General features: G+C 42.8%; 22 protein-coding genes and 1 tRNA gene. 9 read left to right on the plus strand and 14 right to left on the minus strand.

From position 1 onward, the window contains the following. Positions 1-265: 265 nt before the first annotated feature. Positions 266-874 (minus strand): flavodoxin family protein, encoded by a 609-nt coding sequence (locus H6G05_RS15095; RefSeq protein ID WP_190578967.1) that lies wholly within the window; start codon positions 872-874, stop codon positions 266-268. A gap of 122 nt (positions 875-996) precedes the next feature. On the opposite strand from H6G05_RS15095, the gene H6G05_RS15100 reads away from it, so the two are divergent. Further along, entirely contained in the window at positions 997-1,341 is a 345-nt protein-coding gene (locus H6G05_RS15100) for a winged helix-turn-helix transcriptional regulator (RefSeq protein ID WP_190578969.1), read from the plus strand. A 24-nt stretch (positions 1,342-1,365) separates the two neighbouring features. On the opposite strand, the gene H6G05_RS15105 is transcribed toward H6G05_RS15100, so the two are convergent. Both H6G05_RS15105 and H6G05_RS15110 read right to left on the minus strand, forming a co-directional pair. Beyond that, on the minus strand, positions 1,366-2,886 hold the full coding sequence (locus H6G05_RS15105) for a restriction endonuclease subunit S (RefSeq protein ID WP_190578971.1): 1,521 nt from the start codon (positions 2,884-2,886) through the stop codon (positions 1,366-1,368). A gap of 253 nt (positions 2,887-3,139) precedes the next feature. Next, positions 3,140-3,763 carry a DUF2887 domain-containing protein gene (locus H6G05_RS15110; protein ID WP_190578973.1) on the minus strand — a complete coding sequence of 208 codons (624 nt, stop codon included), beginning with the start codon at positions 3,761-3,763 and terminating at the stop codon, positions 3,140-3,142. 92 nt (positions 3,764-3,855) lie between these two features. Here H6G05_RS15110 and H6G05_RS15115 point away from each other — a divergent pair, with 92 nt between their 5' ends. Next, positions 3,856-5,313, plus strand: coding sequence for an RNA-binding domain-containing protein (locus H6G05_RS15115; protein WP_190578975.1), 1,458 nt, complete (start codon positions 3,856-3,858; stop codon positions 5,311-5,313). Positions 5,314-5,502: 189 nt separating this feature from the next. Here H6G05_RS15115 and hsdR read toward each other — a convergent pair whose 3' ends face one another. Next, positions 5,503-8,808, minus strand: a complete 3,306-nt coding sequence (gene hsdR, locus H6G05_RS15120; protein ID WP_190578977.1) for a type I restriction-modification system endonuclease — start codon at positions 8,806-8,808, stop codon at positions 5,503-5,505. A 162-nt stretch (positions 8,809-8,970) separates the two neighbouring features. Here hsdR and H6G05_RS15125 point away from each other — a divergent pair, with 162 nt between their 5' ends. Then, positions 8,971-10,383, plus strand: coding sequence for a class I SAM-dependent DNA methyltransferase (locus H6G05_RS15125; protein WP_190578979.1), 1,413 nt, complete (start codon positions 8,971-8,973; stop codon positions 10,381-10,383). Positions 10,384-10,516: 133 nt separating this feature from the next. Here the strand turns inward: H6G05_RS15125 and H6G05_RS15130 are convergent, their stop codons facing one another. The 3 genes from H6G05_RS15130 to H6G05_RS15140 form a co-directional block, all read right to left on the minus strand. Then, complete coding sequence (locus tag H6G05_RS15130) at positions 10,517-10,837, minus strand: S1 RNA-binding domain-containing protein (protein ID WP_190578981.1); 321 nt, start codon at positions 10,835-10,837, stop codon at positions 10,517-10,519. A 3-nt stretch (positions 10,838-10,840) separates the two neighbouring features. Next, positions 10,841-11,170 carry a 3-isopropylmalate dehydratase small subunit gene (locus H6G05_RS15135; protein WP_190578983.1) on the minus strand — a complete coding sequence of 110 codons (330 nt, stop codon included), beginning with the start codon at positions 11,168-11,170 and terminating at the stop codon, positions 10,841-10,843. A 90-nt stretch (positions 11,171-11,260) separates the two neighbouring features. Continuing rightward, on the minus strand, positions 11,261-13,078 hold the full coding sequence (locus H6G05_RS15140) for an ABC transporter ATP-binding protein (RefSeq protein ID WP_190578985.1): 1,818 nt from the start codon (positions 13,076-13,078) through the stop codon (positions 11,261-11,263). Between the two features lie 315 nt (positions 13,079-13,393). Here H6G05_RS15140 and H6G05_RS15145 point away from each other — a divergent pair, with 315 nt between their 5' ends. Together H6G05_RS15145 and H6G05_RS15150 are read left to right on the plus strand one after the other, a co-directional pair. Beyond that, the gene (locus tag H6G05_RS15145) at positions 13,394-13,678 is read left to right on the plus strand and encodes a DUF7734 family protein (protein ID WP_190578987.1); all 285 of its coding nucleotides are present in this window, start codon (positions 13,394-13,396) and stop codon (positions 13,676-13,678) included. 88 nt (positions 13,679-13,766) lie between these two features. Continuing rightward, positions 13,767-15,101 carry an ATP-binding protein gene (locus tag H6G05_RS15150; RefSeq protein ID WP_190578989.1) on the plus strand — a complete coding sequence of 445 codons (1,335 nt, stop codon included), beginning with the start codon at positions 13,767-13,769 and terminating at the stop codon, positions 15,099-15,101. Between the two features lie 202 nt (positions 15,102-15,303). Here H6G05_RS15150 and H6G05_RS15155 read toward each other — a convergent pair whose 3' ends face one another. Then, complete coding sequence (locus H6G05_RS15155) at positions 15,304-16,869, minus strand: hypothetical protein (protein WP_190578991.1); 1,566 nt, start codon at positions 16,867-16,869, stop codon at positions 15,304-15,306. A 144-nt stretch (positions 16,870-17,013) separates the two neighbouring features. Then, positions 17,014-18,039 carry a type I glyceraldehyde-3-phosphate dehydrogenase gene (gap, locus tag H6G05_RS15160; protein ID WP_190578993.1) on the minus strand — a complete coding sequence of 342 codons (1,026 nt, stop codon included), beginning with the start codon at positions 18,037-18,039 and terminating at the stop codon, positions 17,014-17,016. 350 nt (positions 18,040-18,389) lie between these two features. Between gap and H6G05_RS15165 the strand changes: the two genes are divergently transcribed. After that, positions 18,390-18,463, plus strand: a tRNA-Pro gene (locus tag H6G05_RS15165). 35 nt (positions 18,464-18,498) lie between these two features. Here H6G05_RS15165 and H6G05_RS15170 read toward each other — a convergent pair. From H6G05_RS15170 to H6G05_RS15185, 4 genes are all read right to left on the minus strand, one after another. After that, positions 18,499-19,038 carry a rhodanese-like domain-containing protein gene (locus tag H6G05_RS15170; RefSeq protein ID WP_190578995.1) on the minus strand — a complete coding sequence of 180 codons (540 nt, stop codon included), beginning with the start codon at positions 19,036-19,038 and terminating at the stop codon, positions 18,499-18,501. Continuing rightward, positions 19,038-19,826: a sterol desaturase family protein gene (locus tag H6G05_RS15175; RefSeq protein ID WP_242025542.1), complete on the minus strand. Its 789-nt coding sequence runs from the start codon at positions 19,824-19,826 to the stop codon at positions 19,038-19,040. Before H6G05_RS15175 ends, H6G05_RS15170 begins: the two co-directional genes overlap by 1 nt. Before the next feature lie 207 nt (positions 19,827-20,033). Next, complete coding sequence (locus H6G05_RS15180; protein ID WP_190578997.1) at positions 20,034-20,954, minus strand: pentapeptide repeat-containing protein; 921 nt, start codon at positions 20,952-20,954, stop codon at positions 20,034-20,036. Positions 20,955-21,000: 46 nt separating this feature from the next. Next, on the minus strand, positions 21,001-21,693 hold the full coding sequence (locus tag H6G05_RS15185; protein ID WP_190578999.1) for a type IV pilin-like G/H family protein: 693 nt from the start codon (positions 21,691-21,693) through the stop codon (positions 21,001-21,003). A gap of 452 nt (positions 21,694-22,145) precedes the next feature. On the opposite strand from H6G05_RS15185, the gene psbD reads away from it, so the two are divergent. Further along, positions 22,146-23,213, plus strand: a complete 1,068-nt coding sequence (psbD, locus tag H6G05_RS15190; protein ID WP_190579001.1) for a photosystem II D2 protein (photosystem q(a) protein) — start codon at positions 22,146-22,148, stop codon at positions 23,211-23,213. 229 nt (positions 23,214-23,442) lie between these two features. After that, positions 23,443-24,822 (plus strand): photosystem II reaction center protein CP43, encoded by a 1,380-nt coding sequence (gene psbC / locus H6G05_RS15195; protein ID WP_408962480.1) that lies wholly within the window; start codon positions 23,443-23,445, stop codon positions 24,820-24,822. A 94-nt stretch (positions 24,823-24,916) separates the two neighbouring features. On the opposite strand, the gene H6G05_RS15200 is transcribed toward psbC, so the two are convergent. Beyond that, positions 24,917-25,216 carry a 30S ribosomal protein PSRP-3 gene (locus tag H6G05_RS15200; RefSeq protein ID WP_009627931.1) on the minus strand — a complete coding sequence of 100 codons (300 nt, stop codon included), beginning with the start codon at positions 25,214-25,216 and terminating at the stop codon, positions 24,917-24,919. A gap of 60 nt (positions 25,217-25,276) precedes the next feature. Here H6G05_RS15200 and H6G05_RS15205 point away from each other — a divergent pair, with 60 nt between their 5' ends. Further along, positions 25,277-26,080, plus strand: a complete 804-nt coding sequence (locus H6G05_RS15205) for a TIGR01548 family HAD-type hydrolase (protein WP_190579005.1) — start codon at positions 25,277-25,279, stop codon at positions 26,078-26,080. Positions 26,081-26,119: the final 39 nt, after the last annotated feature.

Raw genomic sequence — 26,119 nt, forward strand, 5'->3', positions numbered from 1 at the left:
GGCATGTTTTCTAGTGCTTCTCGTTCATATTGTGGTGGTTCTTTCATCCCTTTACTTTAACCACTTTGACTCTTTTGTCAATTTCTTACCTGATTCTTTACGAGGAAATAGTGGGACAAGGGGCTGTGCCCCCGTGCCAGCCCTCAACCTATGCTATTACAGAAATTCCTTCCACGTAAGGTCAGTTAAAAAGAGGGAAGAATTTAAATTCTCCCCCCTTTTTAAGGGGGGCTGGGGGGGATCTAGACAATTCTTAAATGTTTGCTTAAGCTGCGATCGCTACTTTTTCTAGATTCCAACGCTTTGTCGCTTGGGCAATACGTTGTCCAAAATATTCGGCGGTTAGGCGATCGCCTGAGTCGAGAACTGCTTCTCCACCAGATAGATTCATGGGAGTTTGTCCCATAGTACCAAGGAAGGAACCTAAGCGATTAACTCCATCGGTTTTGCCTTGATAAGAGCTTGGGTGTTCTCCTGCGCCTATCCATACCATGCCATGCTGCGCTGCATAGATAGATAAGTATATTAGAGTGCCTTGCTTGTCGCCACTGAGGGAACTAGAGTGGGTAAATCCCGCCGCAATTTTATCTTTCCATTGTTGGGTAAACCAAGCGGAACTTGCTGCGTCCAAAAATGCTTTGAATTGAGCGGCGACTCCGCCCATGTAGGTAGGAGAGCCAAAGATGATCGCGTCGGCTTGATTGAGCTTTGCCATGATCTCGTCATCTTGCCAACGACCGTTGGTAATTTGCTCTCCTGTAATCCGCAGCAAATCAACATGATGAGTGACTTTGCGAGATCCTACGGCGATCGCTTCGGCGGTTAAGTGGGTGTGACCAGAACCAGAAAAATAAACAATGGCGATCGTTGTCATAGCAACCTCTGTGAGTTGTTTGAGTTGTTGATGTGGGTTATGATTAGATACTAAAAGTAACTACCTACGAAAGTAAAGTAGGTACTTTTTCGTAACTAATAGGAACTTTCTGGTAACTAGTAATGGTGCAGCGATCGCGTGAGCTTAATCCTTGTCCTGTGAGTGCTTTGACAAATTTATTGTCGGGACCTTGGACTATGTATATTTTGTGGGTGCTAGCAAATTCGGGACCAACAAGGTTTGGTGCTTTGAAGCGCAAGATAGAGGGTATTTCTACTAAGATGCTGACTGAACGTCTTCGCATGTTGGAGCAGGAGGGGATTTTATATCGCCACTATGAGCCAACGGTTCCGCCTCAGGTAACCTATGGATTAACTGAGAGGGCGATGGAGCTGATGACTATTTTGGATCAGTTGGATGATTTAGCTCAGCGTTGGTATGGTCAGGGGCAAGAGATTGCTGGTTAACTACCAAAACTCTATTCTCAATCTCTACTTTTTTAGCTTTTTCGCGCCTGTTTGTTTAACTTTTGCTTTCTCTTTTTCGCGTTCTTTTTGAATGCGTTCTAGTAAAACTGATGCTGGCTCGTCGTTGGGGTCTTGCTCGACGAGTTCGCCTTTAAAGGCTTTAGAGAGAATAGATTGGTTGAGAGTGTCTAAGTTTTTTGCAAGATTTATATATTCGCTTTCAATATATTCTATCCGATTAAAAACTATATCAATCATCTCAACGATTTTAATTTGTTCTTGCAGTGATGGTAAGGGTATTAGAAGACTCTGAATATCACCTAATACTAGTCCCACTTTTGTAGCGCCTCGTTGAAGATCCCTAAACTGTTTAACTCCACCTTCAGAAGAAGCAAGATACCATGCTAAATATTGAGGACAAATATAATTGACTGGTCTTGCTAGTGCTACGTGCTGATTAACATAAGCTTCAGGAAAACTGGCTGGAACTAGTCCTATCATTCCACAATCAGCAGTTATTGAAATTAAAATATCGTTTTCTTTTACTTTTGTTCTAGTTCCTTCTATTCCTTCAGGGAGTTGAACTCTTTGTATAGAGTCTAGATCAAGCTTAATTGTTTGTCGATTGAGATTTCCCATTCTAATAAAGATACTTCCTTTTTCAGAATAGTATTTTGCCCATCCTCTAGATCCACTTGTTACAAAAGAAAAAAGCTCTTTAGATCGAACAGTTTCCCAACTTTCAGGGATGTCAGAAATTTGCAAGCCTTGTTCATCTATTTCAGAGGAGAATAATAATTTGTCTTTAGTCGATTGATTAAATAGTTCTCGCTCTTTGCGAATTCTTTCTAACAATACAGAAGCAGGCTCAATGTTAGGATTTTGTTCGCGCCAATCGGCTGTGAGGTCGCCACGAAAAGCGGCGGCGAGGACAGATTGACGAAACTGCTCAATTAATTTGGGGATTGCGTCTAATGCTTCTTTTGCCCTACGCGATCGCACCATCAACGCCTCAACCTTCTCCACAATCCGCCTCTGCTCATTAAGCGGCGGAATACGAAATTCAGTATCAAGTAAGAAATCTTTTGGTAAGCGTCTTTGACCAACAACACCAGTCATATTGTGGGCTGCATTATATAGATAACGTTCTTGACGTAGGAAACGGTATAAATACTCTGGTAAAACGGCTCCTTGACTACGAAGAACATGAAACTCTGTTGAGCCACAAGCAATTGAATTTACTAAGTCCTTTGCAACCGCAACTTTGCCATTTTCCATGCAAGGAGATATCTTCGCAAATATCACATCTCCATCTGTGAAGTGTGTATATCCCTTTCTTAGTTCACCTAGCCTCTTAACTTCATGCGTTTGAATTCTTCCATTAATTCCATCTACTGATGACATTGGGACAAAAGAGATTTCTAAATCATCAGAAATCTCTCTATTATGTTTTGGATTGAACTCACATAGATCCTTAATACAAGCTATTTCCCACCCTATTGGTAAATCATCATTATCAGAAAGAATAGAAAAATCAGAACTCATAGACATCATAGGGCAAACACAAAAAACGCGATTCAGACTTAGATATTTAACACAAACACAAGCCTCTAAAATATCATCATCTCACCGCCCCACCAAACAAATAGCAAAACACCAAAAACAAAGGGTTTGGAAACCAAACACTAGGAACCCCCTCTAACTCCCACTTTCAAGGGGGAGAACCAAGACTCCTTTCTGTGACTCCTTTCTGGCTTCCCCCCTTCCAAGGGGGGACTGAGGGGGGTAAAAACTACGCTTAAACGAGATCGCCCCCATTCACCTTCAACCAAGCTGTCAAATCTCTCCCTGACTTAAAATCACAAATCGCATCTAGTAAATCATCCAACTTACTCTCAGGTAGACAATTTATCTTTGCCTTTGACTCCGCAGAAACCCTCTTAAAGCGTCGCTTTAACACACACAAAACAGACTCTTGCTTACCTTGTAACTTGCCTTTTATCTCACCTCTCTTCTCGCCTCTCTTCTCGCCTATTTTTTCACCTATTTTCTTACCTTCTAGCCTTGCCTCGCGGCTATAATCTGCTGCTAGCTCTTGAAATAGTCTTGATTGTTTTAGCTCATCAAAAGTCAACATAGTCTCTATTTCCTTTCGACTCAAATTGTTAAATTTATTTAACAACACATCTACAATTAATTCTACTGTTTTTTGACTAACAGTAGCTTCACGCTCTCGGTTACGCAACTCACGCACCAAATCCCGCGCCATATCCAAAGTAACCGACTCATCGGCAATTATTAACTCGACGATACCCACCTCTAACGAATTGTCAGAGCGATCGCGCAGCGTATCCAAATAAACACAGCGAATTCTTTGACTCACAAACAACTCATGAAATTGTCTGGGGATACCCTCATCCAAATTGCGAAATTATTATTAATGATCAAGTAATATGCTAGAAGGACTACTGTAACGGCATTTAATAACAAATAAGTTCTGCATAATCTAGACTGATGGTTAACGAAAATCTAAAACTGATATTACAAGAATTAACTTCGCTTCCTCATGAGACTGAGTGGGTTGAATTTAAGATGAACAATAGCAGCCCAGATGATATTGGTGAGTACATATCCGCTATATCAAATTCTGCGGCATTACATGGAAAAGTTACAGGTTATATTGTATGGGGAATTGAAGATACAAGTCATAACATATTAGGAACCATTTTTAAACCACGCAAACAAAAGATTGGCAATCAAGAACTAGAAAACTGGCTAGTTACCCAGATTTCCCCACGAATTGATTTCAAAATCCACGAATTTACTATAGAAGGGAAGGATATTGTCCTATTTGAGATACCAAGAGCAAATCATACCCCAATCAGATTTAAAACAAGTGAATATATTAGAATTGGTTCTTATAAAAAACTGCTGAGAGAGTTTCCCGAAAAGGAGAGAGAGCTATGGTCGATATTTTCGCGAAAGCCTTTTGAAAAGGATATTGCATTAGAAAATTTAACAGCAGATGCAGTTTTATCACACATTAATTACTCCGCATATTTTGAGTTGATTGGACAGAACTTACCTGACAACAAAACAGGGATTATGCAACGTCTAGCTTCAGAGAAACTAGTGATTAAAAAATATGGGGAACTGTTTGATATTACTAACCTTGGCGCTATCCTTTTTGCTAAAGACCTTAGAGCTTTTGATCGGTTGACTCGTAAAGCTCTTCGAGTAGTAATTTATAGAGGTAAAAATAGGGTAGAAACTTTACGGGAGCAACTGAGTAATAAGGGATATGCTGTTGCTTTTGAAGAGGCAATTAAATTTATCAACGATCAGCTACCTCAAAATGAGCAAATTGGGCAAGCATTACGCAAAGAAGTAAGAATGTACCCAGAACTTGCAATTAGAGAATTAGTTGCCAATTCAATTATTCACCAAGATCTTTCAATACGTGGCACAAGCCCAATGGTTGAAGTTTTTTCTGATCGCATTGAGATTACGAACCCAGGTGTGCCGCTAATTAACACGTTGCGATTTATTGATGAGCCACCACGCTCACGTAATGAAGATCTATCTGATTTCATGCGTCGTATTAATATTTGTGAGGAGCGGGGGAGTGGGATTGATAAGGTAATCTTTGAAGTCGAGTTGTTTCAGCTACCAGCGCCAGATTTTGTGATAACTGGAGAAAATACCAGAGTAACCCTTTTTGCTTATAAAAAATTAGCTGATATGGATAAAAAAGATCGTATTAGAGCCTGTTATCAACATGCTTGCTTACAGTATGTATCAAATGATCAGATGACTAATGCGTCACTAAGAAACCGTTTTTCAATAAGCAATGAAAATTACTCTATTGCATCACGCATAATTGCAGATACTCTTGATGCATCTCTAATCAGACCTTACGATCCTGACAATACATCCAAGAAACACACCAGGTATGTACCATTTTGGGCATGATTTTGGGGAAGTCACAGCTAGCTATGTGACGGCTATGTGACGGTTATGTGACTGGAGAATGTATCAAAAAAACATAATTTCTTGAAATGCTTGCTACAGATGTCTTGCAGCACATAAAAAATATACTTCTTATGTGATTGTCTGTACCTCGGATTTGGATAGCGTGCTTTGCCCACTATCCAAATCCCTTTATCCCATATCTTGCCAAATCTCCTCATTAATACTCTCCAACACCGCCAACAACTCACCATTAAAAGTCCTATTCAACCGCACAAAACCACCATACTCAGTCTTAAACGCCCCACGATCCAACGCCTCGCGATCGACGATCGTTTCCGCCTTTAACTGCTTACCGATCCTCTCCAACAACTGACGCTGAGGCGCAGTCCATGACCGACTACTCATGATTTTACGAACCGCCCGATCCACCCGATCGCTATAGGGTATCAACGCATCACCGATCGCCGCCTGACGGATAAACCCAATAATCGAAGCCGCAATATCCTCATTCTTGCGATCGCGCCAAGCCCCTTGCAAATCGCTCTCCCGAAAACGATTTTCCTCCAATAACATCTGTAACTCCTTCAACTGAGCGCGAGTCAAATCCTTCGGACTCTGTACCGCCACCATCAACGCAGGAATCAAATTGAGATTGTCCGCCAGAAACTTCTGGAACAACTGCAAATACTCATCGGGACGAGTGGAATAAATGCTCCCATCTTCGGCAACACCATAGCCACGCTGCACCGCAACTAGGCGATCAGGATGGTACGAAATAAATACAGGCATAGTGCGATCGTCAGGCAAATCAATCACCGAGGCAAAATCGGGGCGATCGCGAAACCAGTTGGCTAATTGCGAAGGTTTGCTAGCGCGGAGATCATCTAATAGATGCTCAAGCGACAAACCTGCGATCGCCTCCAATTGTTCGCGTTTAGCCAGATTTGCACGACGCATTTTGCGCTGGATTCTCGCAAAGAGTTGCGGCAAGATCTCTTGATGATGACGCGGATCGCTAGTGCGGGTTAGTTCCTGCACCAACTTCTCGCAACTGATTTTAGGAATTACCGCCACAGGCTTCATTTCCGTAAATTGCGACATCACCCCAAAGATATTCACCGCATCAAACACTCGAAAGCGATCTTTGCCAATCTCAGTACAAGGGCGCGTAGCCCGACCAAGCATCTGCTCAAACAAGATCCGCGAATTCACCCGCCGCAAAAACACAATATTGCAAATCTTCGGCACATCAATGCCCGTAGTCAGCAAATCCACCGTCACCGCAATTTTGGGCAACTGCTCATTTCGATACTTCTTGATTAGTTCCAACGGGCGATCGGATGCTCCTGTGATCTTCTGCACCGCCTCATCTTCCACCTCTCCATACTTAGCAATCAGCGCCTCCTTCAGCAACTTCACCACCAAATCCGCATGATCATCCGTCGCACAGAAAATTAGAGTTTTCTCCTCTAACATAGGGTCAATCTGTTCCGCCAGATATTCACAAACCACACGATTAAAAGCAGGGGTAATTACCTTCTTATTGAAGTCCTTAATTTCCACCTTCACCTCATCCGCCGTTCTGCTCAGATCACGCTTGCCAGTTCGTGGATCGATCACCTCGATCTCCGCACCCTTTTCCCAAACTATCCCCGACTGAGCAAGTTCTGTCTGAATTAAATGCGGTGATTCATAATCAATGAGAAACTTGTCAATCACTGCTTCCGCATAGGTATATTGAAAAATTGGCTCACCAAAAATCTCGGACGTATGCAGCGCAGGTGTCGCTGTAATTCCAATTCTCACCGCATCAAAATATTCCACCACCCTTCGATATTTAGAAACATAGTCCTCAAAATCACGAAACTCCAACTCAATGGTGCTGAGTTCGCGATCAAGCAAATAGCCACGATGACATTCATCAATAAGCACGCAGTCATAATCATCCACATTGGGACTGGGCGCACTGTCGCTCGGATACATAATCCGTCTCACAAAGCTCTGCACCGTCGCCACATGTACCTTCGTCTCGCGATCGCAACTGGCATCCTTCAGCTCTTTGACTTCATAAATATCCGTAAATGCTTGCAGAAGCTCCATTTTGGTTTCTTTAAAAGCAGCGATCGCCTGATGCCCCAAGGAAGTGCGATCAACTAAAAATAAAATCCGCCGAAACCGCTTCGTTTTTAACAATCGATAGATCAGTGCAATGCAAGTTTTAGTTTTGCCCGTCCCCGTCGCCATCGCCAGCAAAAGCGATCGCCGATCTTCTTGTAAAGCTGCTTCGATGGCAGTGATCGCCTTAATTTGATACGCCCTCAGATCAAACCCATAGTTAAACTGCTCTTGGGCAAGTTGCTCATGGGCGTGATCGAAGTCCTGCTCCAATAGATCAATCAATCCCTCTGGTGAATACCAACCTGCGATCGCCCGTCGCTGATTCGTCGCCCGTCGCACATCCCGAAACCAAATCCCGCTTTTAGTATCCAGTTGCGCTAGATAGGGACGACCATTGGTCGCAAACACAAACGGCACTTGAAAAGGCTCCAGATCTCCCCAAGGCGCACCCTTAGCAAGTTGAAAATTATCACTAGCCCGAAGCGATCGCGCATAGCGATGCGCCTGATCGATCGCCCCCGATACATCCTTACTCTCTCGCTTTGCCTCAATAATTCCCACCAGTTGCAAACCCACAAACAACGCATAGTCCGCCGCCCCTTTGCGCGTTGGATATTCAGCGATCGCCAGATTTCCGCCTCGCACAGGACGCACCCCCTTCCCATAGGTCAACTCCTCCGAATCCACCTCCCAACCAACATCCCGCAGTTGGGTATCAATCAGTCGGCGAGTTTCCTGTTCATCCAGTTCCACCTTGGCAGCGGCAGCTTGCGATCGCGGGATGATCCTTTTTAGATTCGCCTCACTGTTTTGGGCTTGCTGCGCCTGTATCTCCGCCAAGTGTTGCAAAGCTGTTTGCAATTCCTGCGCTATTTCCGCCGCCAACTGTTCGGCTTGGGTTCTGGCACTCCGCTCATCTAACAAAGCTGATTCCAATTGTCGTGCCGTCACCTCTGGCGGAGTCGGCTCACAATATTCAGGCGCAACAAAATCCTTGGCTTTCCCCCAAGTCCGATGAAACCAAATCCCTAACTGATGCGCGTATTTGAGAATGCTCAACGCCGTTCGGCGATCGCCCACACTATCATGTACCGCCCGATTTCCCGTTTTGCGAAGTTCATGAAACAGGCGATCGATCTGTCCGTGAATAATGCCGCGATCGCGCAGTCGATTCAATAACTGCACCTGTGATTCTTCTACATCCTCGTAAAGCCCCACCCGCGCCGCAACTAACTTTGCCAAAAATTCCCCAAACACCCGCAACCGAAATAAGCAAGCCACAGGATCATTATGATAAGACCGCTCGGCAAGCGTCCCCAATCTCACCAATTCGACATCATGCTCTCTCAGAAACGCAGAATTCGTCGATGCTTTCATGGCATAGCTAAAATACATTACCTAAAATTATAGCGAAAAATCCAAAAATTAGAAAAGAACGCAAAGCGTTCTTTTCTAATTTTTGGATTTTTCCAAGACTTTTCCTAGATAATGATCATAGGCGGCGCAACGCGCCGCCTATGATCATTATCTAAAAGCTCAATGACCGTAACCTCTGATATCGTCCAAAAACTCTGGAACCTTTGCAATATTCTGCGTGATGATGGCATCACCTATTTGCAATATTTAACAGAACTAACCTATCTCCTGTTTCTCAAAATGGCGCAGGAAACCGATACAGAAATAGGCTTACCAGAGGGCTATCGGTGGCAAGACCTCTCATCAAAAGATGGGATCGAACTAAAAAATTTCTACAAGTCAATGCTGGATCATTTGGGTTCTAGCGCCTCATCACCACAAGTACAAGCAATCTTTGTCAATGCTCAAACCTCTCTCAAAGAGCCGCGCATAATTAAGAAACTAGTTCAGAGTATTGATGAACTCGACTGGTTTTCCGATCATCGCGATGACTTTGGCGACCTCTACGAAGGGCTACTACAAAAGAACTCCGAAGAAAAGAAATCAGGAGCAGGTCAATACTTCACCCCTCGACCGCTCATTGATAGTATGGTCGCACTACTCAAACCCCAAGCAGGAGAACTGATCCAAGATCCCGCCGCAGGGACAGGTGGATTCTTAATTGCTAGTCATGCCTACATCAAGCAACAACTAGGCGGCGATATATTCGCACTCTCCGAAGCCGAGCAAGAATTTCAACGCAAACATGCTTTCTATGGCATCGAACTCGTTCAAGATGCCCACCGTTTATTGTTAATGAATCTACTGCTTCATGGCATTGAGAGCGATGTCAAACTTGGTGATTCTCTTTCTTCCGAAGGTCAAAATTTAGCCAAAGCCGATATCATTCTCAGTAATCCTCCTTTCGGCACTAAAAAAGGCGGCGGAATGCCCACCCGTGACGACTTCACCTTTGCCACATCCAATAAGCAGTTAGCCTTTCTCCAACATATCTATCGCAATCTCAAGCCCAAAGGACGCGCCGCGATCGTGCTTCCTGACAACGTTCTCTTTGAAGATGGTCAAGGCAAATCCATTCGTGCCGATCTGATGGACAAATGCAATTTGCATACAATCTTGCGACTACCCACAGGTATCTTCTATGCCCAAGGCGTAAAGACGAACGTATTATTTTTCCAACGTGGCACAACTGAGAAAAATAATACTCAAGAAATTTGGTTCTACGATATGCGAACCAATATGCCCAACTTCGGGAAACGCATTCCCCTGACTCGCGATCGCTTTGCCGACTTTGAGTTAGCCTATGGTGAAGATCCAAATGGCAAGAGCGATCGCAAGGAACAGGAAAGATTCCGTTGCTTTAGCCGAGAAGAAATTGCTAAACGTGGCGAAAATCTTGATATCTCATGGTTACGCGATGACAGCCTTCAGTCCAGTGAAGACCTACCCGAACCCGATGCGATCGCTGCCAATATTCTCGATAAATTACGCACTGCGATCGCCGAAATGGAATCCCTAAGCGATTTACTAAACTAATCAACAAAAGTTGAGCAGTGCTTTGTGCTGTAGAACTTTTGTTGTTATAGCTGTAGTCACTTGCATTGGGAAAAATCAAAACCCAAAATAAAAGTGGTGGCTCAACGACTGTAGAGATGCAATCTCAATTTATCTAAACTTGACTAGCGACTGGCACTCTCAACTTAACCAAAGACTTTTGCAAAACACTCGGCTTAACACTCAACCAAACTTGATTGCGATCATCCTCAGTATAGCCAACCACCACCGCCCCCACAGGTGAACCAATCTCAGGATACATTTCTGGAGTCATCGCACCACTATCCAAAAAATCTGGAATCTGGATAATTCCCTTTACATTCTCATCCCCAATATCAACAAACACCCCAAAAGGTGCATGAAATTCCACTTTCCCGTAAATTAACTTCCCAAGCTGATACTTAGTTTTGACTTGATTCCACAGTTGACTATTCATTAGCTATTCTCTCTTTAACACTCTAGGGAACTGGTTTAAAGTAGGAAATAAATCTTGGGGGATCGGTAACTCAATATACGAACCACCCTGATAAGTCCTCTCAAGCGGTTTAAAAAGGCGATCATATGTTTCTTGATCTATCGTAACTTCTAAAATACCTTGTTTGTAACTTTGGTTATATTGTTCAGCTAAACTTCTAGAGTTAGCACCAGCAAAATAACACTTACCGTCCTCATAGGGTGGATTGTAAGGAAAATCCTCTACCTGAAAACCATTTTGTAACAATTTCTCGCCTTTATTCGGCTGCGGTGCTTTGTAAATAGTGACTATCACGATAATGTGTTGCTACCTAAACGCAAAATTAAAACAACAAAAGTAGTGCGGCGCTTGATGCTGCACTACTTTTGTTGTTTTAATTTTGCCTCATAACAACTCTCCTGTTTCCTGTAATGAATGCAAGCGATGATAAATGCCGCCTTGAGATAAAAGCTGCTGATGGGAACCAATTTCTACAATTTGACCTTGATCTAAAACCACGATCTTATCGGCTTCGCGCACAGTGCTAAGACGGTGAGCAATCACAATTGTGGTGCGGGTTCCCTGAATCCGACGCATAGCAAGTTGAATCGATCGCTCGGATTCGTAATCAAGACTAGAAGTTGCTTCGTCGAATACCAGAATATCAGGGTTAACTAGCAACGCTCGCGCAATCCCTAATCGTTGACGCTGACCACCCGAAAGCCGCACACCGCGCTCACCCACAATCGTGTTATAGCCACGGGGCAATAAATGCAGGAACTCATCAACACTAGCGATCGCACAGGCTTCTTGGACTTCGGCAAAGGTCGCTGTAGGATTGCCATACATGAGATTATCCATGAGCGTTCCATTAAAGATATCCACCTCCTGATGCACGATCGCTAAACGTTTACGATAGCCTGTGATATCTAGTTCCGTAATCCCCTGACCATCGATCAAAATCCCGCCATTCGTTGGCTCAAAGTAACGGAACAGCAGTTTCACCAAGGTGGATTTGCCTGAGCCAGACCGTCCGACTAGGGCAACAGTTTCATACGGCTCAATTGTAAATTGGATATTTTCTAAAACATGACGATCGCGATCGTAGCCAAAGGTAAGATTACGAAATTCGATTTTGCCATCAAAGCGATATTGGGGATATTTTGTATCTGGATGGAGCGCGATCGCTGCATCCTGTCCATTTGTTTGTTTCATAAACTCATGAAACCGTAGCATCGAAGAATAGCGCCTTGCAAACACTTCTGCTAGCAAACAAATCGGCTTGATTTCTGAATAAGCCATACTTGCCAATGTGGAAATGGTGATGAAATGCCCGATGGACAACTTGCCTCCAAAAGTTGCAAATAGAGCGGCTCCGAACACCACAAATTGACAGGCTTCCAAAACCGTATCGCGCACTATCCCCAGTTTCACATAGCCAATATGAATCCCCCAAAGCGAAACTTTTGCCTCACGCACAAGGCGATCGCTTTGGCGTTTATATTCCTTGGCTTCGTTGGCAAAAGCCTTGACAGTTTTGATATTGGTAATAATTTCCGAAGTACGACTTTCTGTATTTTCTTGATAGATATCAAGGGTTTCTTCCAGCTTAGTAAGATCCATCAGCTTCCCTAAACTACCCCATAGCACCAAAATAAATGACACTAAAAAGAAAGCGGAAATCCACCATGCGATCGCACAAATAATCACAAAAATACCAAGGATTCGCACCACTTTCGGAATCAACTGCCCCGCGATTTCGGGATAAGACCACATGTGATTGGCTAAGCCTCGCGCCACTCTCCCTGCAATCCGTCCCGCGTTGTTCTCATCGTAAAACTCAATGGGCAAAGTCAAAATCTTAGCGATCGCTTTTTGAGTCTGATCACGACGAGTTTTGAGCGCGATTTCCCAATGGAAGTTATTGGCAAACCATACTTGTATGGGCGCACGGATCACTGTAACTACAAAGATCAAACCCGATAGCGTGATTAATGAATTCGTCTGATTTATCGATTGTCCAAAGAGTGACACCGTTGCTATGACGAAGTTGTTGATTTCATAATCAAGCGATCGCCCCGACAACACATTCAGGATTTGCCCAACTGCATAGGGAACAGTGAGATCAATAATTTCAAATAAACTAGAAGCAGTGATGCTCCAGATCGCCTTTGTCCGATAGCGTTTAAAATAACGTGCGATGTCCCAAAAATTAGCTGTCATGCTCGTCAAAATCCACAATTAGAAAACCTAGACATAGCAGTTTTAATTTTGCTGTGGGCAAAATTAAAACTCAAAATCCTTACTGAGATTGATTTTTCGTTTTAATAAAGAACCAGATTTTTGATGGCGCGGCGAAGCCGCGCCATCAAAAATCTGGTTCTTTATTTTACGGCGCAGCCCTTACTCATTTGATAACCGCTATAAACTAGTTAGGACTTACGCAAAAATGCCTCAAGAACTATATTGTAGCCTAGGGACAATTGATGAATTGACTCTAGGGTGATCATCCACCAACCCAACCTTAAAGCAAAAAACATGTCGGCAAATCAAGGTCAACAACTAGAAACGTATAGTAGTAAGCATCCTCAAGAGGTTCTACTGGTCAAGCTACAAATTGATGGTGAACTTGACGAAGTGATGATTTTTAAGGGTTTTTCTAGCTCATTGATGAGAGCAACTGCCTTTGATCCTGATGTACCCGTAATTAGCGATCGCGCGGAAATTTTAAACATTGATCGCCTCGTCGCACCCTATAAACCCAATCAGCCTAACTATCTCCAACAAGGGATAAAATGGGAAGAGTTCCAAGATTATTTGTGATACACACTCACAAGTTTAAATTCTTGCAGAGTTGCGCCTCTTAGGGGCGCAACGTTACGGGTTTGAGTCTAATTACAGATTAGTAAATATGCTTGACGAAACGCGGCAATCAATTTATGACAGACAAGTGAGGATCGCTTCACTACTGCTGTATCAAAATGTATTAAAGCAAGAAGCATGGGCTGCCTATGTAAAGCTGTTGCGTAGCCTTGCTAACTATGCCTTAGACGGACATGAAAATAGTTCACGGCGACTTTACTATTTATTTGCCTATGGTAGATGGTTTAGAGCGATCGCTTCAACGGGTTTCAACTGGCGAGATTATGTCATTTCGCAAATTCTGGCTTCTGATAATCCCTTTAGCCAGTTAGCCCAAACCACAGCCCTTAATAGTTTACCTGTGTCATTGGTTGTAGCCGCCAAGCATGATCTGCAAGTTTTAGAAGAAATTAGTCTTTGGGGTGGAAATAAGTTAGTTGATTGCATCGAGTCTTTTGGCGATCACCCTGTTGCTTGGCAATTGATAGAAAGTGACATGTCGCAAATATCAGAAGCGAAGCGATCGCTAATTCTCAAGTTTCAAGCAACCGATGACTGGACGCAACTCTTACCCGAATTAGCTGATTATTACAAACACTCAGGCACGGGGATATTTACCGATTACGGAGCCTTCCGTTGGCACAAAGGTCATCTGGAGGGAATTGCCTATCCAGATCTGGTACAACTATCCGATCTGATCGGCTACGAGTCACAACGCCAAACTTTATATAAGAATACAGAAGCATTTTTGGCTGGCTATCATGGGTTGCACACTTTGCTCTATGGCAGTCGCGGCACGGGCAAATCTTCAATGGTCAAGTCATTGATGTATGCCTTTCGCGATCGCGGTTTACGTTTGATCGAAGTTGCCAAAAATGATCTTAAAGACTTGCCAATCATTGCCGATATGTTACGCCAAGTTCCCCAAAAATTTATAATTTTTGTCGATGACTTGTCCTTTGAGGAAGAAAGCGAAGACTATAAAGCGCTTAAGGTAGTTCTGGAAGGAAATCTTTCGGCACAGCCTGATAATCTCTTGGTTTATGCCACTTCCAATCGTCGTCATTTATTGCGCGAATATTTTAGCGATCGTCCTACCTTAAGTGATCTCAGTAGTAGCAAAGAGGTCAATCCTTGGGACACGGTGCAGGAAAAGTTATCCCTAAGCGATCGCTTTGGTTTGACTCTTACCTTTCTACAAGCCGATCAAGAAATCTATCTCAAAATCGTGCATCACCTCGCCAAACGTGATGGTATTAAATTGTTGGATGACGATCTCAATTTTCGAGCTTTGCAATGGGCTACTCGCCATAATGGACAATCGGGGCGCACGGCTCAGCAATTTGTCAATTTTTTACAAGCAGATTTAGAGCTTAATAGTTGAGATTGATTTTAGTGTTTCCAGCGCCTTCGGCGCTGGAAACACTAAAATCAGTTTATTGAAAGCCCGCCAAAGGCGGGCTTTCAATAAACTGATTTTTATAATTAGAGTTGCTAAGGCGATCGCTATAGCAATGTAAGTTTTGCCTAGAAACCCAAAAGATGAGTGGCGGCGCGAAGCGCCGCCACTCATCTTTTGGGTATTGTTAGTTTTTCCCAACCACAAAAGGCATGTCGATACTTTGCTTATATTTTGCGCCGCTCTTGGTGGTTTGATTAATTACAATTCCATAGGCTGCGTTGTAATCAGCTTTCAGCCAAGGGGAACAATAACGACCGACGGGCAAAGTGTAAATATTGCCATTAACGCTTGCCCCCTCACTAGGTTGCAATTTCGGCGGAATCTTAAAGGTAACAGTACGCCGTTGGACATAATCGCTAGCGACCACACCCGTTGCTGATTGCTTGCTAAAACATTGCACCTCGATTTGTGTATCCTTGAGCAGTTCTCGCACATTACCGCGATCGCTAAGGATTAATTGATTGTCAGTACCAACACCTGAGATTTTTTGTAATTGGAATGAACTGACGCGATCGGGATTGAATCCACCTGTAATCTTTACCACTTGAAGATTGTTCTCAGGAATAACTTGATATTCCAATGTCCCTGGTAATTGATATTCGAGTTCAGCATTCTCATTACGGACATTGACAGTTGCACCAATTTCCACACGATCAACACCCAAAGCTGCTGGAGTTTCTTTGGCAGCCCAATCAAATCGATAGAACAATCGAGCCGTATCTTTTAGATAGGTGTATCGATCTGAAACGTCAGAACTGGGGCGCAGTAAACGCAACAAACCACTTCTCTCAACCCAAATATTTTTGACTAAGCCAACTTTTTTACCGATCGCAGTTCCTAATGGTGTGCGATCGCTCGTAACCTCCGATGGAATATCTAAACGCGGTACAAGGGTAACTTTTCCATAATTACCTGTCTCGCCATTGCGTCCACTATTGCTAGTTTCTCCATCACGTCCGCGTTGGCAAGAATAATACTCTGTCTGGGTGACTCCTTTATTAGTGCGCCGATAGAGCCAATCATCTTTCCGATATTCAGAAACCTTTGAGTATAAGCGATTAAAATTAAGATCCCAACCATCACTTGAACGCCCACAAAGCCGAGTCTCTTTGGAGTAATATTGCCAAGGAGATTTAGCGTCATTAAATTGTCTGCGTTCAGTCTCTAGCGTACAGTATTTAACCTGCCATGATGTTTCTTGGCATTCACAGCCCTTGCCTCCAACTGCGCTACGCCCGTTTCGACCGCCTTTCCCCCCTGCATTCCGAATTTCTAGCTGTTGAAGTGCAGCAATATTGGTATAAAAAATGATGGCATTGCCCCCATTGCCGCCACGTCCACCATTCCCGCCATCTCCGCCACGTCCACCCGAAGCGCCTATAAGGGAATATTCAGGACGATAGGGTTGTTCACAACTGCTAGCCGATCGCCCTGATGTGCCATCTTCAGCATCTTCACCGATTGTGCCAGAGAGATCATAGGCAGCAGGTTTACCGTCACCAACAATTTTGATATCTTGACCATCTCGACCATTACGTCCGTCTCGTCCGCGATCGCCGTCTTGTCCAGTGCGCCCAAAAGTAGCTTGGGCGATCGCCTCTGAGTTAACTGACGGGATGATTAAAGGTAAAGACAAAATTGCGATCGGTAAAGCGTGGATTAAAGGTTTAAGCGATCGGGGTTTCCACATAATGTAAAGCCTTCTAAATCAATCTACTTCTGTTGTTCTGTTGACATTATTACTACAGAATGGGTTCCAAATATAGCGAGGTAAAAAAAACAAATGAAGGTGGTGCTTAGCACCACCTTCATTTGTTTTTTTTGCATTAGAGAACTAAAGAATTCCTTCCTTTTTAGCCATGGATATCATCAGATCAACCACACGGCAGGAATAACCCCACTCATTGTCATACCAAGAGACAACCTTAAAGAAGTTCGGATTTAGCTCAATGCCAGCTCCAGCATCAAAAATACTCGATCGCGAATCTCCTTTAAAATCTGTCGAGACAACCTCCTCATCGGTATAACCGAGAATGTCCTTTAAAGAATCTTCTGAAGCAGACTTCATCGCTGCACAGATTTCTTTATAGCTGGTAGCCTTTTCAGTCTTAAATGTTAAATCTACCACCGATACATCAGGCGTAGGAACACGCAGAGCCATTCCCGTCAGCTTCCCTTTCAGTTCAGGCAACACTAAAGCCACAGCTTTCGCCGCACCTGTTGAAGAAGGAATGATATTTTGACCAGCACCGCGTCCGCCACGCCAATCCTTTTTGCTAGGACCATCCACCGTTGGCTGCGTAGCTGTCATTGCGTGAACAGTAGTCATTAATCCTTCGGCAATACCAAAGTTGTCATTGAGAACCTTAGCGATCGGCGCTAGACAATTGGTGGTACAGCTTGCATTAGAGACAATTAAATCAGTGGCAGGATCAAACTTAGTGTGATTTACTCCAACTAACAATGTGGGTACTTTTTCGGGATCTTTAGTTGGCGCAGAAATGATTACCCGCTTTGCACCTGCGTTGATATGCGCGATCGCCCCAGCATAATCAGTAAATAAGCCAGTAGACTCCACCACATAGTCCGCTTTTAGTTCTCCCCAAGGTAATTCTGAGGGATTGCGAATCGCAGTACAGGGTACTAATATCCCATCGATCTCAATACCTTCGGGCTTAGCCGAAATTTTACCGTCATAGAGACCGTGGGTGGAGTCATGTTTAAGTAGATAAGCGAGGTTATCAGAGGGAACAAGATCGTTGATTCCGACAATCTCGATTTCGGGATGTTTGGCAGCAACACGAACCACTAATCGTCCAATTCTGCCAAATCCATTAATACCAATTCTGAGTTTAGCCATATTTTGCTTGTCTAGCAGATTTATAGTGCTTCGCGATTATGCTACCTCAAGTTTTAGTGAAGCAATCCTTAAAACATTAATATGTCAAGACTTGCATACATATAACTATCGTCGATTGTGTTAGGACAAAATCAAAACCTAAGAAGAGAATGACGGCGCTTCGCGCCGCCATTCTCTTCTTGGGTTTTATGTCCTACACTTGGCGACAGCTATATAATGAAGTGCTGTGGAGCGCTGCACTTCATTTCTTTGAACACAAAGCTCCATAAGCAAATTCTTGAGTTGAAAATTTAAGGAAAAAAATAATTATGTGTATTTCGCGCTTTCTGTAGTAACATAGATATTCGCAACGGGATGTAGCGCAGCTTGGTAGCGCGCCTGCTTTGGGAGCAGGATGCCGTAGGTTCGAATCCTATCATCCCGACTTAAAAATAAAAAAGCGCCTCATGAGGCGCTTTTTTATTTTTCTGACAAAACTTGCAAATCCTGCGATCGCGTAAATTGTTTACGCCATGCGGTAATACCACCCGTCAAAGTTACAACCTGATAACCGCGATCGCGCAGATACTTATTTGCCTTGATTGAGCGCATTCCCGAAGTACAGTACAAAACTATTGTGGGTTTAGTTTTTTGCTTCTCTTCATAGCTTTTCACAATCTTGTTAATCCTTTGAAACCCTAACTCAGTCTCAATTTCAGCTAATGATACAAGCACGCTATTACCAATGTGATCCTCTTGATATTCTTCGGGCGATCGCACATCGATTAATACTATAGATTTAAGCTTGCTATTAGCCAACGCATCGACTGAAATTTGCGGCGTGCTAAAACTTTGTAAATATATAGGTAAACTCATTTGCTGCTGATAAGCCAACAGACTCAAAGTCCCAAGACCAAATACTAACAATGCACCAAATATAGCTAAAGGAATCAGATATTTCCGCTTAGATATAAATCCTTTAAAGTTGCTTTTTGTTAGTTGAAATGCTTTTCTATCCATTAGATTTTCTTTCTTCTAATCTTGCTTCTAAATAGATGCTTAAATGGATAAATTAAATGATTAAAATAATTAGTCTTAGTATTTAATTCTGTTCCATATTGCTTTGGCAATTCTTGATTTGGCATATGCCAAGTACCAAATATATAATCAAGGATTGGTAACTGTACAGCCAGATTTTGAGCATATAGTTTCGGATGACGATCATGATGCCAATGATGAAATTCAGGTGTAACAATAATCCATTTTAAAATTGGAAATCTTACGCTAATATTGGCATGAATAAAAAAGGCGATCGCACTCGAAAAAATTGCATAAACCGCCAAAGCCTCAGTCGAGAAACCTAGCCAATAAAGCGGAATCATTTGGCAAGCCTTGGTCAAAATCTGCTCAAAAGGATGTACCCGCACAGTCGCAAGCCAGTCCATATGGGTGGAACTATGATGAATTGCGTGGAATTTCCATAACCAAGGCACAGTATGCATTAGATAGTGAATTATATAAAAACTAAGATCCCCAATAAATACGGCGGCGATTACTTGAAGAAAAATAGGTTGTTGGCTAACAAAGCTAGATAAGGTGGGAATAGAACCTTGTCCAAATAAGGCAAATATAATTAATAATTTAGTTGTGCCATGACCAATAAAATAGCCTGAAAAATAATAACAAAGATCTGTAAACCAACCTTCTCGTAATAATTTTTTATGATGTAATGCAAATATTTTTTCAATTGGTACAAATACAAAAATAAGGATTATTATTCCTTTAATAACATTAGGTATTTCCAGCATTATTCAAATCACTAATTTTGTTCGTAAGTTAGTTCTAAATGTAGGATGTGTTAGTGAAATGTAACGCATCAATTAGCCAGAAATGATGGGTTACGCTATCCCTACCCCATCCTAAGTTTAAACAACTTACTTATTAAATATTCATAGCCTATTGTATCCAAACCCAAAGTGAGTGGCGGCGGGAAGCACCGCCACTCACTTTGGGTTTTAGAGGCTGACGTAATTGGTGACAGCTATAATCTCAGGATTTTTAGCGATCGCCTCCTGAGTATCTGGAGAAAAACCATTGGGGAACTTGCAATTTTTAAAGGTTGCACCATACCAGTCAATACCTTCTATGTTTGCACCTGAAAAATCACAATTTTCTAAAACTGCATTTACAAATCGCGCATTTGTTAAGTCTGCATCATCAAAAGAAGTCACCACCGACATCTTAACTTTTGCAAAGTGGAGATTAAAAGCCCTAGTCGCCAAAACCGCAGGCAAAATCGCCAATACAGCAAACAAAATTGCATAATGAATTTCTCGGTATTTAATCCAGCTATAGCCAGCCGAAATTGCCGAAGATACTCCCACCGCCATCCAGACCATACCCACCGCGATCGCCCCTTTTTTGTAGCCCAGATATAGTCCAAACATAGACATTCCAAAGGCGGCAATCATCACACCTATCCCAACTATCATCAAGGCTGTAGAGTTTATGCCAGCGATTACCATTACTCCAATTAGCCCCATGTAAATATAAAAAATCCTTCTTTGAGAGACTGCCGCAGCCGTAGCAAATGCAAATATCCAGACAAAAGGATTTGTCAACCATCCATAGGGATTTGAGACCTCACCACCACAGCCTATAAGCACGAATCGACCTAGGAACCAAGCTGCTAATCCTAGAGGAATTCCCAAAATAATATGCAGAAACATATTGATGCACTGCTTTTGGAAGTTTTTTTCATCTTTTGCGATCGCTGTTTCTGAGAAATCAGCACCTGTTAGCCCCGCTCCTCGAAAATCACAACCTTTTAACCTTGCACCTGTAAAGTCAGCAGTCTGATCTTCACCTTTACGAAATTCATTTTGAAATGATTGATTTTGAAAATCTCGATAACGATAATTTACATAATTATTCATATTATTAATTGTTAAATATCTTTATTAAGTGTATGTAATGAGACAGTTACTCTACTAGGACAGTTCCCTCTGCACATTTGGGGATACCATTTTCTAGAGATGGTTTGGGTAACTTAGTCTTTACTCCAAGGATCGGTGACTCACAAAGAATCGTGACTGTAGTTAGCTCTTTTTTAGTAATTGGCTTTGTGGATGATTTGGGACTAGCCTGTTGATTTACATTTTGCGATGTTTGAGCTTTTTCAGGTACTACAAACACTGCACCAACAAAATTTTTTAAATTGTCATTCTTAGGAACACCATAATGATAGGCAACAAGCCCAAAACTTTGCAAATCATATTTATAGTTATCTGTCTCTTCTTCAATGCCAATTGCTAAAGCAGAAAGCGATCGCGCAAAAGCTCCATTCTCTAGCCAAAAAGTTTGTTGCGCTCTACCCATAGCTCCTACATAAACTCGAGCTTCTGGGCTCTTATTTTTGCAACTTGATGACACTCCTAGAAATGCAGGCGCAGCTATGGCAATTAGACCAAATCCCAACAAGCTATATATTGCCCAACGTAATAGCCGTCGATTTCCTTCCTGCTTAGGTGGTTTAGCTTCTTCTTCAGGTAAATCAGCCAAAAAATTACTGTCAGCCTCCATCTCACCAATATTTTCAGAGACGGGCAATATTTCCATCTGAAGATCATTTGGTTGTGATGTTTCAGACCGCCTAGTTTCAACCTTTCTAATCATTTTGATTACCTATAGCTAATCCACACTTATCCAATACTGCAATGTTGTTGGACACAAGAAGGCGATCGCGATCGCAAGTTTTAGTGATTATTGATTACTTTCTCTGCCAATATTTGCAAGTGTTGTAAGTATAAATACTTAGCTATTAATGCGAAGATCCAGTCAAATCCATCTCTGTTACAACATTTTTGAAATGACTGGATTTAGCACTGCTATATTGTTAATTAATATATTAATTTATTGGCATCTATCTCATAAGAGGTAGAAGTAAACCTTCTTAATACTTTTTTAAGATTTTTTGCTCAGTACACATACTCTGTAAAGCAAGCTCAAACCCTTACTTGCAAACGATTTTAGGTTTTTAACTATTTTGTAAGAACCCAAACGTAAAGATGTGTTAAGCTAATTTCAAATCCATATAAATACTCTTAGTTACAGCAGGATTTAAGATTATGACCATTGCAATGGGCAGGTCGCAAGAAGTCGAAAGAGGATGGTTTGACATCATCGACGACTGGCTAAAGCGCGACAGATTCGTATTTATTGGTTGGAGTGGCTTGTTGCTATTCCCCACCGCATTCTTATCAATTGGTGGCTGGTTTACAGGTATCACCTTTGTATCATCTTGGTATAGCCACGGGCTAGCTTCTAGCTTCCTCGAAGGTTGCAATATCTTGACCGTAGCCGTATCTTCACCTCCATTGAGCGTTGGTCACTCCTTACTCTTGCTCTGGGGACCTGAAGCTCAAGGCGACTTTACTCGCTGGTGCCAAATCGGTGGTTTGTGGACATTCCTAGCACTTCATGGCGCATTTGCACTGATTGGCTTCATGCTTCGTCAGTTTGAAATCGCTCGTCTAGTAGGTATTCGTCCTTATAATGCGATCGCCTTCTCTGGTCCTATCGCCGTATTCGTATCCGTCTTCTTGATGTACCCCTTGGGACAATCTGGTTGGTTCTTCGGTCCTACCTTCGGTGTTGCTGGTATTTTCCGCTTCATCTTGTTCTTACAAGGTTTCCACAACTGGACTCTGAACCCCTTCCACATGATGGGCGTAGCAGGTATCCTTGGTGGTGCATTGCTTTGTGCAATTCACGGTGCAACCGTTGAAAACACCTTGTTTGAAGATGGCGAAGGCTCTAGCTCTAATACTTTTAAAGCTTTCAACCCCACCCAAGCTGAAGAAACCTACTCCATGGTTACCGCTAACCGTTTCTGGAGCCAAATCTTTGGTATCGCTTTCTCTAACAAGCGTTGGTTGCATTTCTTCATGCTATTCGTACCTGTAACTGGACTATGGTTCAGCAGCGTCGGTATTGTTGGTCTAGCATTGAACTTGCGTGCCTATGACTTCGTATCACAAGAAGTTCGCGCCGCAGAAGATCCTGAGTTTGAAACCTTCTACACCAAGAACTTGCTCTTGAACGAAGGTATTCGTGCTTGGATGGCTCCTCAAGACCAACCCGCTGAAAGATTCATCTTCCCTGAAGAAGTATTACCTCGCGGTAACGCACTATAAATTTGAATCTTAAAAATTGATTGCAGCGTGCTGCAATCAATTTTTTAAGGATAACTGCAAAGCTTAGCTATCAGAAATCGGTACGGTTCTACTAGTTTTTGGATTATGATGAATCTCATCAAACGTCTGAACGTTAGCAGTTAACTATCTGATAACTGATAGCTTAAAAATTATTTGCACTTTAAACCTATAAAAATTTTTCTGGAGATAACCTCTCGTGACGACGACCATTAACTTAAACTCCCTAGGAGTGGGCGGGCGTACACAAGACTCATCGGGCTTTGCTTGGTGGTCTGGCAACGCAAGACTCATTAACCTTTCTGGTAAACTGCTGGGCGCTCACGTTGCTCACGCTGGTTTAATCGTATTTTGGGCTGGCGCAATGACTTTGTTTGAAGTCGCGCACTTTATTCCTGAAAAGCCAATGTACGAGCAAGGCTTCATCTTGCTACCTCACCTTGCAACTCAAGGCTGGGGTGTTGGCGCTGGTGGTGAAGTTGTTGATGTATTTCCATACTTTGTAGTTGGCGTTTTACACCTTATTTCTTCGGCAGTACTAGGCTTCGGTGGTATTTACCATGCTTTGCGTGGACCTGAAGTTTTAGAAAATTATTCTTCCTTCTTTGGTTATGACTGGAAAGATAAAAACCAAATGACTAACATCATCGGGTATCACCTGATTGTGTTGGGCTTTGGCGCACTCCTACTCGTATTCAAGGCAATGTTTTTTGGTGGTCTTTATGATACGTGGGCTCCTGGTGGAGGCGATGTACGTGTGATCACTAATCCGACGATCAACCCCGTTGTCATTTTTGGCTATTTGCTTAACTCACCTTTTGGCGGCGAAGGCAATATCGTTGGTGTTGACAACCTCGAAGATGTAGTCGGTGGACATATTTGGATCGGCTTGATCTGCATTTCTGGCGGTATTTGGCATATTCTTACCAAGCCTTTTGGTTGGGCAAGACGCGCTCTTGTATGGTCTGGTGAAGCATATCTATCCTACAGTCTTGGTGCATTGAGCTTGATGGCGTTTATCGCTACTTGCTTTGTATGGTTTAACAACACTGTTTATCCTAGTGAGTTCTTTGGTCCTACTGGCGCTGAAGCTTCTCAGTCTCAAGCTTTCACATACCTTGTACGTGACCAAAAGTTAGGTGCAAACATTGCCACCTCTCAAGGTCCTACTGGTTTAGGTAAGTACCTGATGCGTTCTCCTTCGGGCGAAATCATCTTCGGTGGTGAAACCATGCGTTTCTGGGATTTCCGCGGACCTTGGTTGGAGCCTCTCCGTGGTCCAAACGGTTTAGATATCGACAAACTTAAGAATGACGTTCAACCTTGGCAAGTACGTCGCGCTGCTGAATACATGACACATGCTCCTTTGGGTTCCTTGAACTCAGTTGGCGGTGTTATCACTGAAATCAACGCGGTAAACTTTGTTTCTCCTCGTTCTTGGTTGTCTACATCTCACTTCGTATTGTCCTTCATGTTCTTGGTTGGTCACCTATGGCACGCTGGTCGCGCTCGCGCGGCTGTTGCTGGCTTTGAAAAGGGTATTGACCGCAAGACTGAGGCTGTACTATCGATGCCTGATCTTGATAAATAGTTTCTAAAAATAAAAAGGTTTCGCAATGCGAAACCTTTTTATTTTTAGATTTTTAAATCAAAAAAAGGGGCGCATTGCGCCCTTTTTTATTTGCTTAGTTACTACCAGTAAATATGACATCAGGGAATTTACCTTGAGCTTCTGTCATGGGGCGGTTTTTGCCCTCTTGCTGCCAGTAATTAATTACTTCGGTTGCCTTATTTAAAATTTCAATCCGATCTTGATCGGCAATCCAAGGCTTGCTTTCCATTTCTGATTTAAGTTGATCCCAAGCATCATCACGGGGCCAAAAGAAATACTTGGTGAGAGGGCTGAAGCCTTTGCCAACGACTTGATCGACGGCAAGAGCTACATTATTCTCTAACCATAAGATTTTTAGAATAAACTGGGACAATGCTACCTACCTCCAAGAAAAGTTAAATTACATATTAAAGTAGCGATCTTGCACTATAACATGATTGAAACCTCTAAAGTTGATTCAAACCTATTAAACCAAAGTATTTTTGTCTTTGATATTGATGGCGTGATTCGAGATGTATCAGGTTCTTACCGCCGCGCTCTTGCCGATACGGTTGAGCATTTTACAAAATCCGCGTATCGTCCCACTCCTGAAGAAATCGACGAGTTAAAAGCTGAAGGGATTTGGAATAATGACTGGGAAGCTTCACAGGAGCTAATTAAGCGATATTTGCAAAGTCTGGGGCAAGAGATTCAAGTAGCCTATAAGGCGATCGTCGAGTTTTTTCAGAGTCGTTATCGGGGTGGTAATCCTGACTGGTCAGATGGCTATATTGCGACGGAGCCTCTGATTGCCACTACGAAATATTTTCAGGAGTTAACGATCGCAGGAATTGGATGGGGCTTCTTTAGTGGAGCAACGAGGGCTTCGGCAAGTTATGTGTTGCAACGCTTGGCAATTGATCAACCAGTGTTAATTGCAATGGAGGATGCTGCGGGTAAGCCTGATCCCACAGGACTTTTATTAGCGGCGAAACAAATTGAGCGGAAGCAAAATAATACTGCAACTGTGATTGTGTATGTGGGGGATACGGTGGCGGATATGCTGACGGTAGTAAAGGCGCGAGACTTTGATCCCAGTTATCAATATGTTGCTGTTGGCGTAATCCCTCCCCATGTCAGTGTAGATTTGCGCGATCGCTATACAGCTTTGCTCAAGGAAAATGGAGCTGATATTGTGTTAAACACAGTACTAGAGCTAACCCCACAGCTTAATCTATTGCAAAGTTTGATAAGTTAAATAGGCGTTAACATAGATCTAGCTTTACAAGCTATTACC

Source organism: Phormidium tenue FACHB-1050, assembly GCF_014696925.1.
Lineage (GTDB): Bacteria > Cyanobacteriota > Cyanobacteriia > Pseudanabaenales > Pseudanabaenaceae > Pseudanabaena.

Excerpts from the sequence above, each read along its gene's own strand:
- H6G05_RS15105 (WP_190578971.1), bottom strand. The coding sequence starts at position 2,886 with ATGAGTTCTGATTTTTCTATTCTTTCTGATAATGATGATTTACCAATA.
- H6G05_RS15185 (WP_190578999.1), bottom strand. The coding sequence starts at position 21,693 with ATGATTAGAAAGGTTGAAACTAGGCGGTCTGAAACATCACAACCAAAT.
- gap (WP_190578993.1), bottom strand. The coding sequence starts at position 18,039 with ATGGCTAAACTCAGAATTGGTATTAATGGATTTGGCAGAATTGGACGA.
- H6G05_RS15150 (WP_190578989.1), top strand. The coding sequence starts at position 13,767 with ATGCTTGACGAAACGCGGCAATCAATTTATGACAGACAAGTGAGGATC.
- H6G05_RS15205 (WP_190579005.1), top strand. The coding sequence starts at position 25,277 with ATGATTGAAACCTCTAAAGTTGATTCAAACCTATTAAACCAAAGTATT.
- H6G05_RS15095 (WP_190578967.1), bottom strand. The coding sequence starts at position 874 with ATGACAACGATCGCCATTGTTTATTTTTCTGGTTCTGGTCACACCCAC.
- H6G05_RS15100 (WP_190578969.1), top strand. The coding sequence starts at position 997 with ATGGTGCAGCGATCGCGTGAGCTTAATCCTTGTCCTGTGAGTGCTTTG.
- H6G05_RS15175 (WP_242025542.1), bottom strand. The coding sequence starts at position 19,826 with ATGCTGGAAATACCTAATGTTATTAAAGGAATAATAATCCTTATTTTT.
- H6G05_RS15125 (WP_190578979.1), top strand. The coding sequence starts at position 8,971 with ATGACCGTAACCTCTGATATCGTCCAAAAACTCTGGAACCTTTGCAAT.
- H6G05_RS15155 (WP_190578991.1), bottom strand. The coding sequence starts at position 16,869 with ATGTGGAAACCCCGATCGCTTAAACCTTTAATCCACGCTTTACCGATC.
- H6G05_RS15115 (WP_190578975.1), top strand. The coding sequence starts at position 3,856 with ATGGTTAACGAAAATCTAAAACTGATATTACAAGAATTAACTTCGCTT.
- psbD (WP_190579001.1), top strand. The coding sequence starts at position 22,146 with ATGACCATTGCAATGGGCAGGTCGCAAGAAGTCGAAAGAGGATGGTTT.
- hsdR (WP_190578977.1), bottom strand. The coding sequence starts at position 8,808 with ATGAAAGCATCGACGAATTCTGCGTTTCTGAGAGAGCATGATGTCGAA.
- H6G05_RS15145 (WP_190578987.1), top strand. The coding sequence starts at position 13,394 with ATGTCGGCAAATCAAGGTCAACAACTAGAAACGTATAGTAGTAAGCAT.
- H6G05_RS15140 (WP_190578985.1), bottom strand. The coding sequence starts at position 13,078 with ATGACAGCTAATTTTTGGGACATCGCACGTTATTTTAAACGCTATCGG.
- H6G05_RS15170 (WP_190578995.1), bottom strand. The coding sequence starts at position 19,038 with ATGGATAGAAAAGCATTTCAACTAACAAAAAGCAACTTTAAAGGATTT.
- H6G05_RS15180 (WP_190578997.1), bottom strand. The coding sequence starts at position 20,954 with ATGAATAATTATGTAAATTATCGTTATCGAGATTTTCAAAATCAATCA.
- H6G05_RS15130 (WP_190578981.1), bottom strand. The coding sequence starts at position 10,837 with ATGAATAGTCAACTGTGGAATCAAGTCAAAACTAAGTATCAGCTTGGG.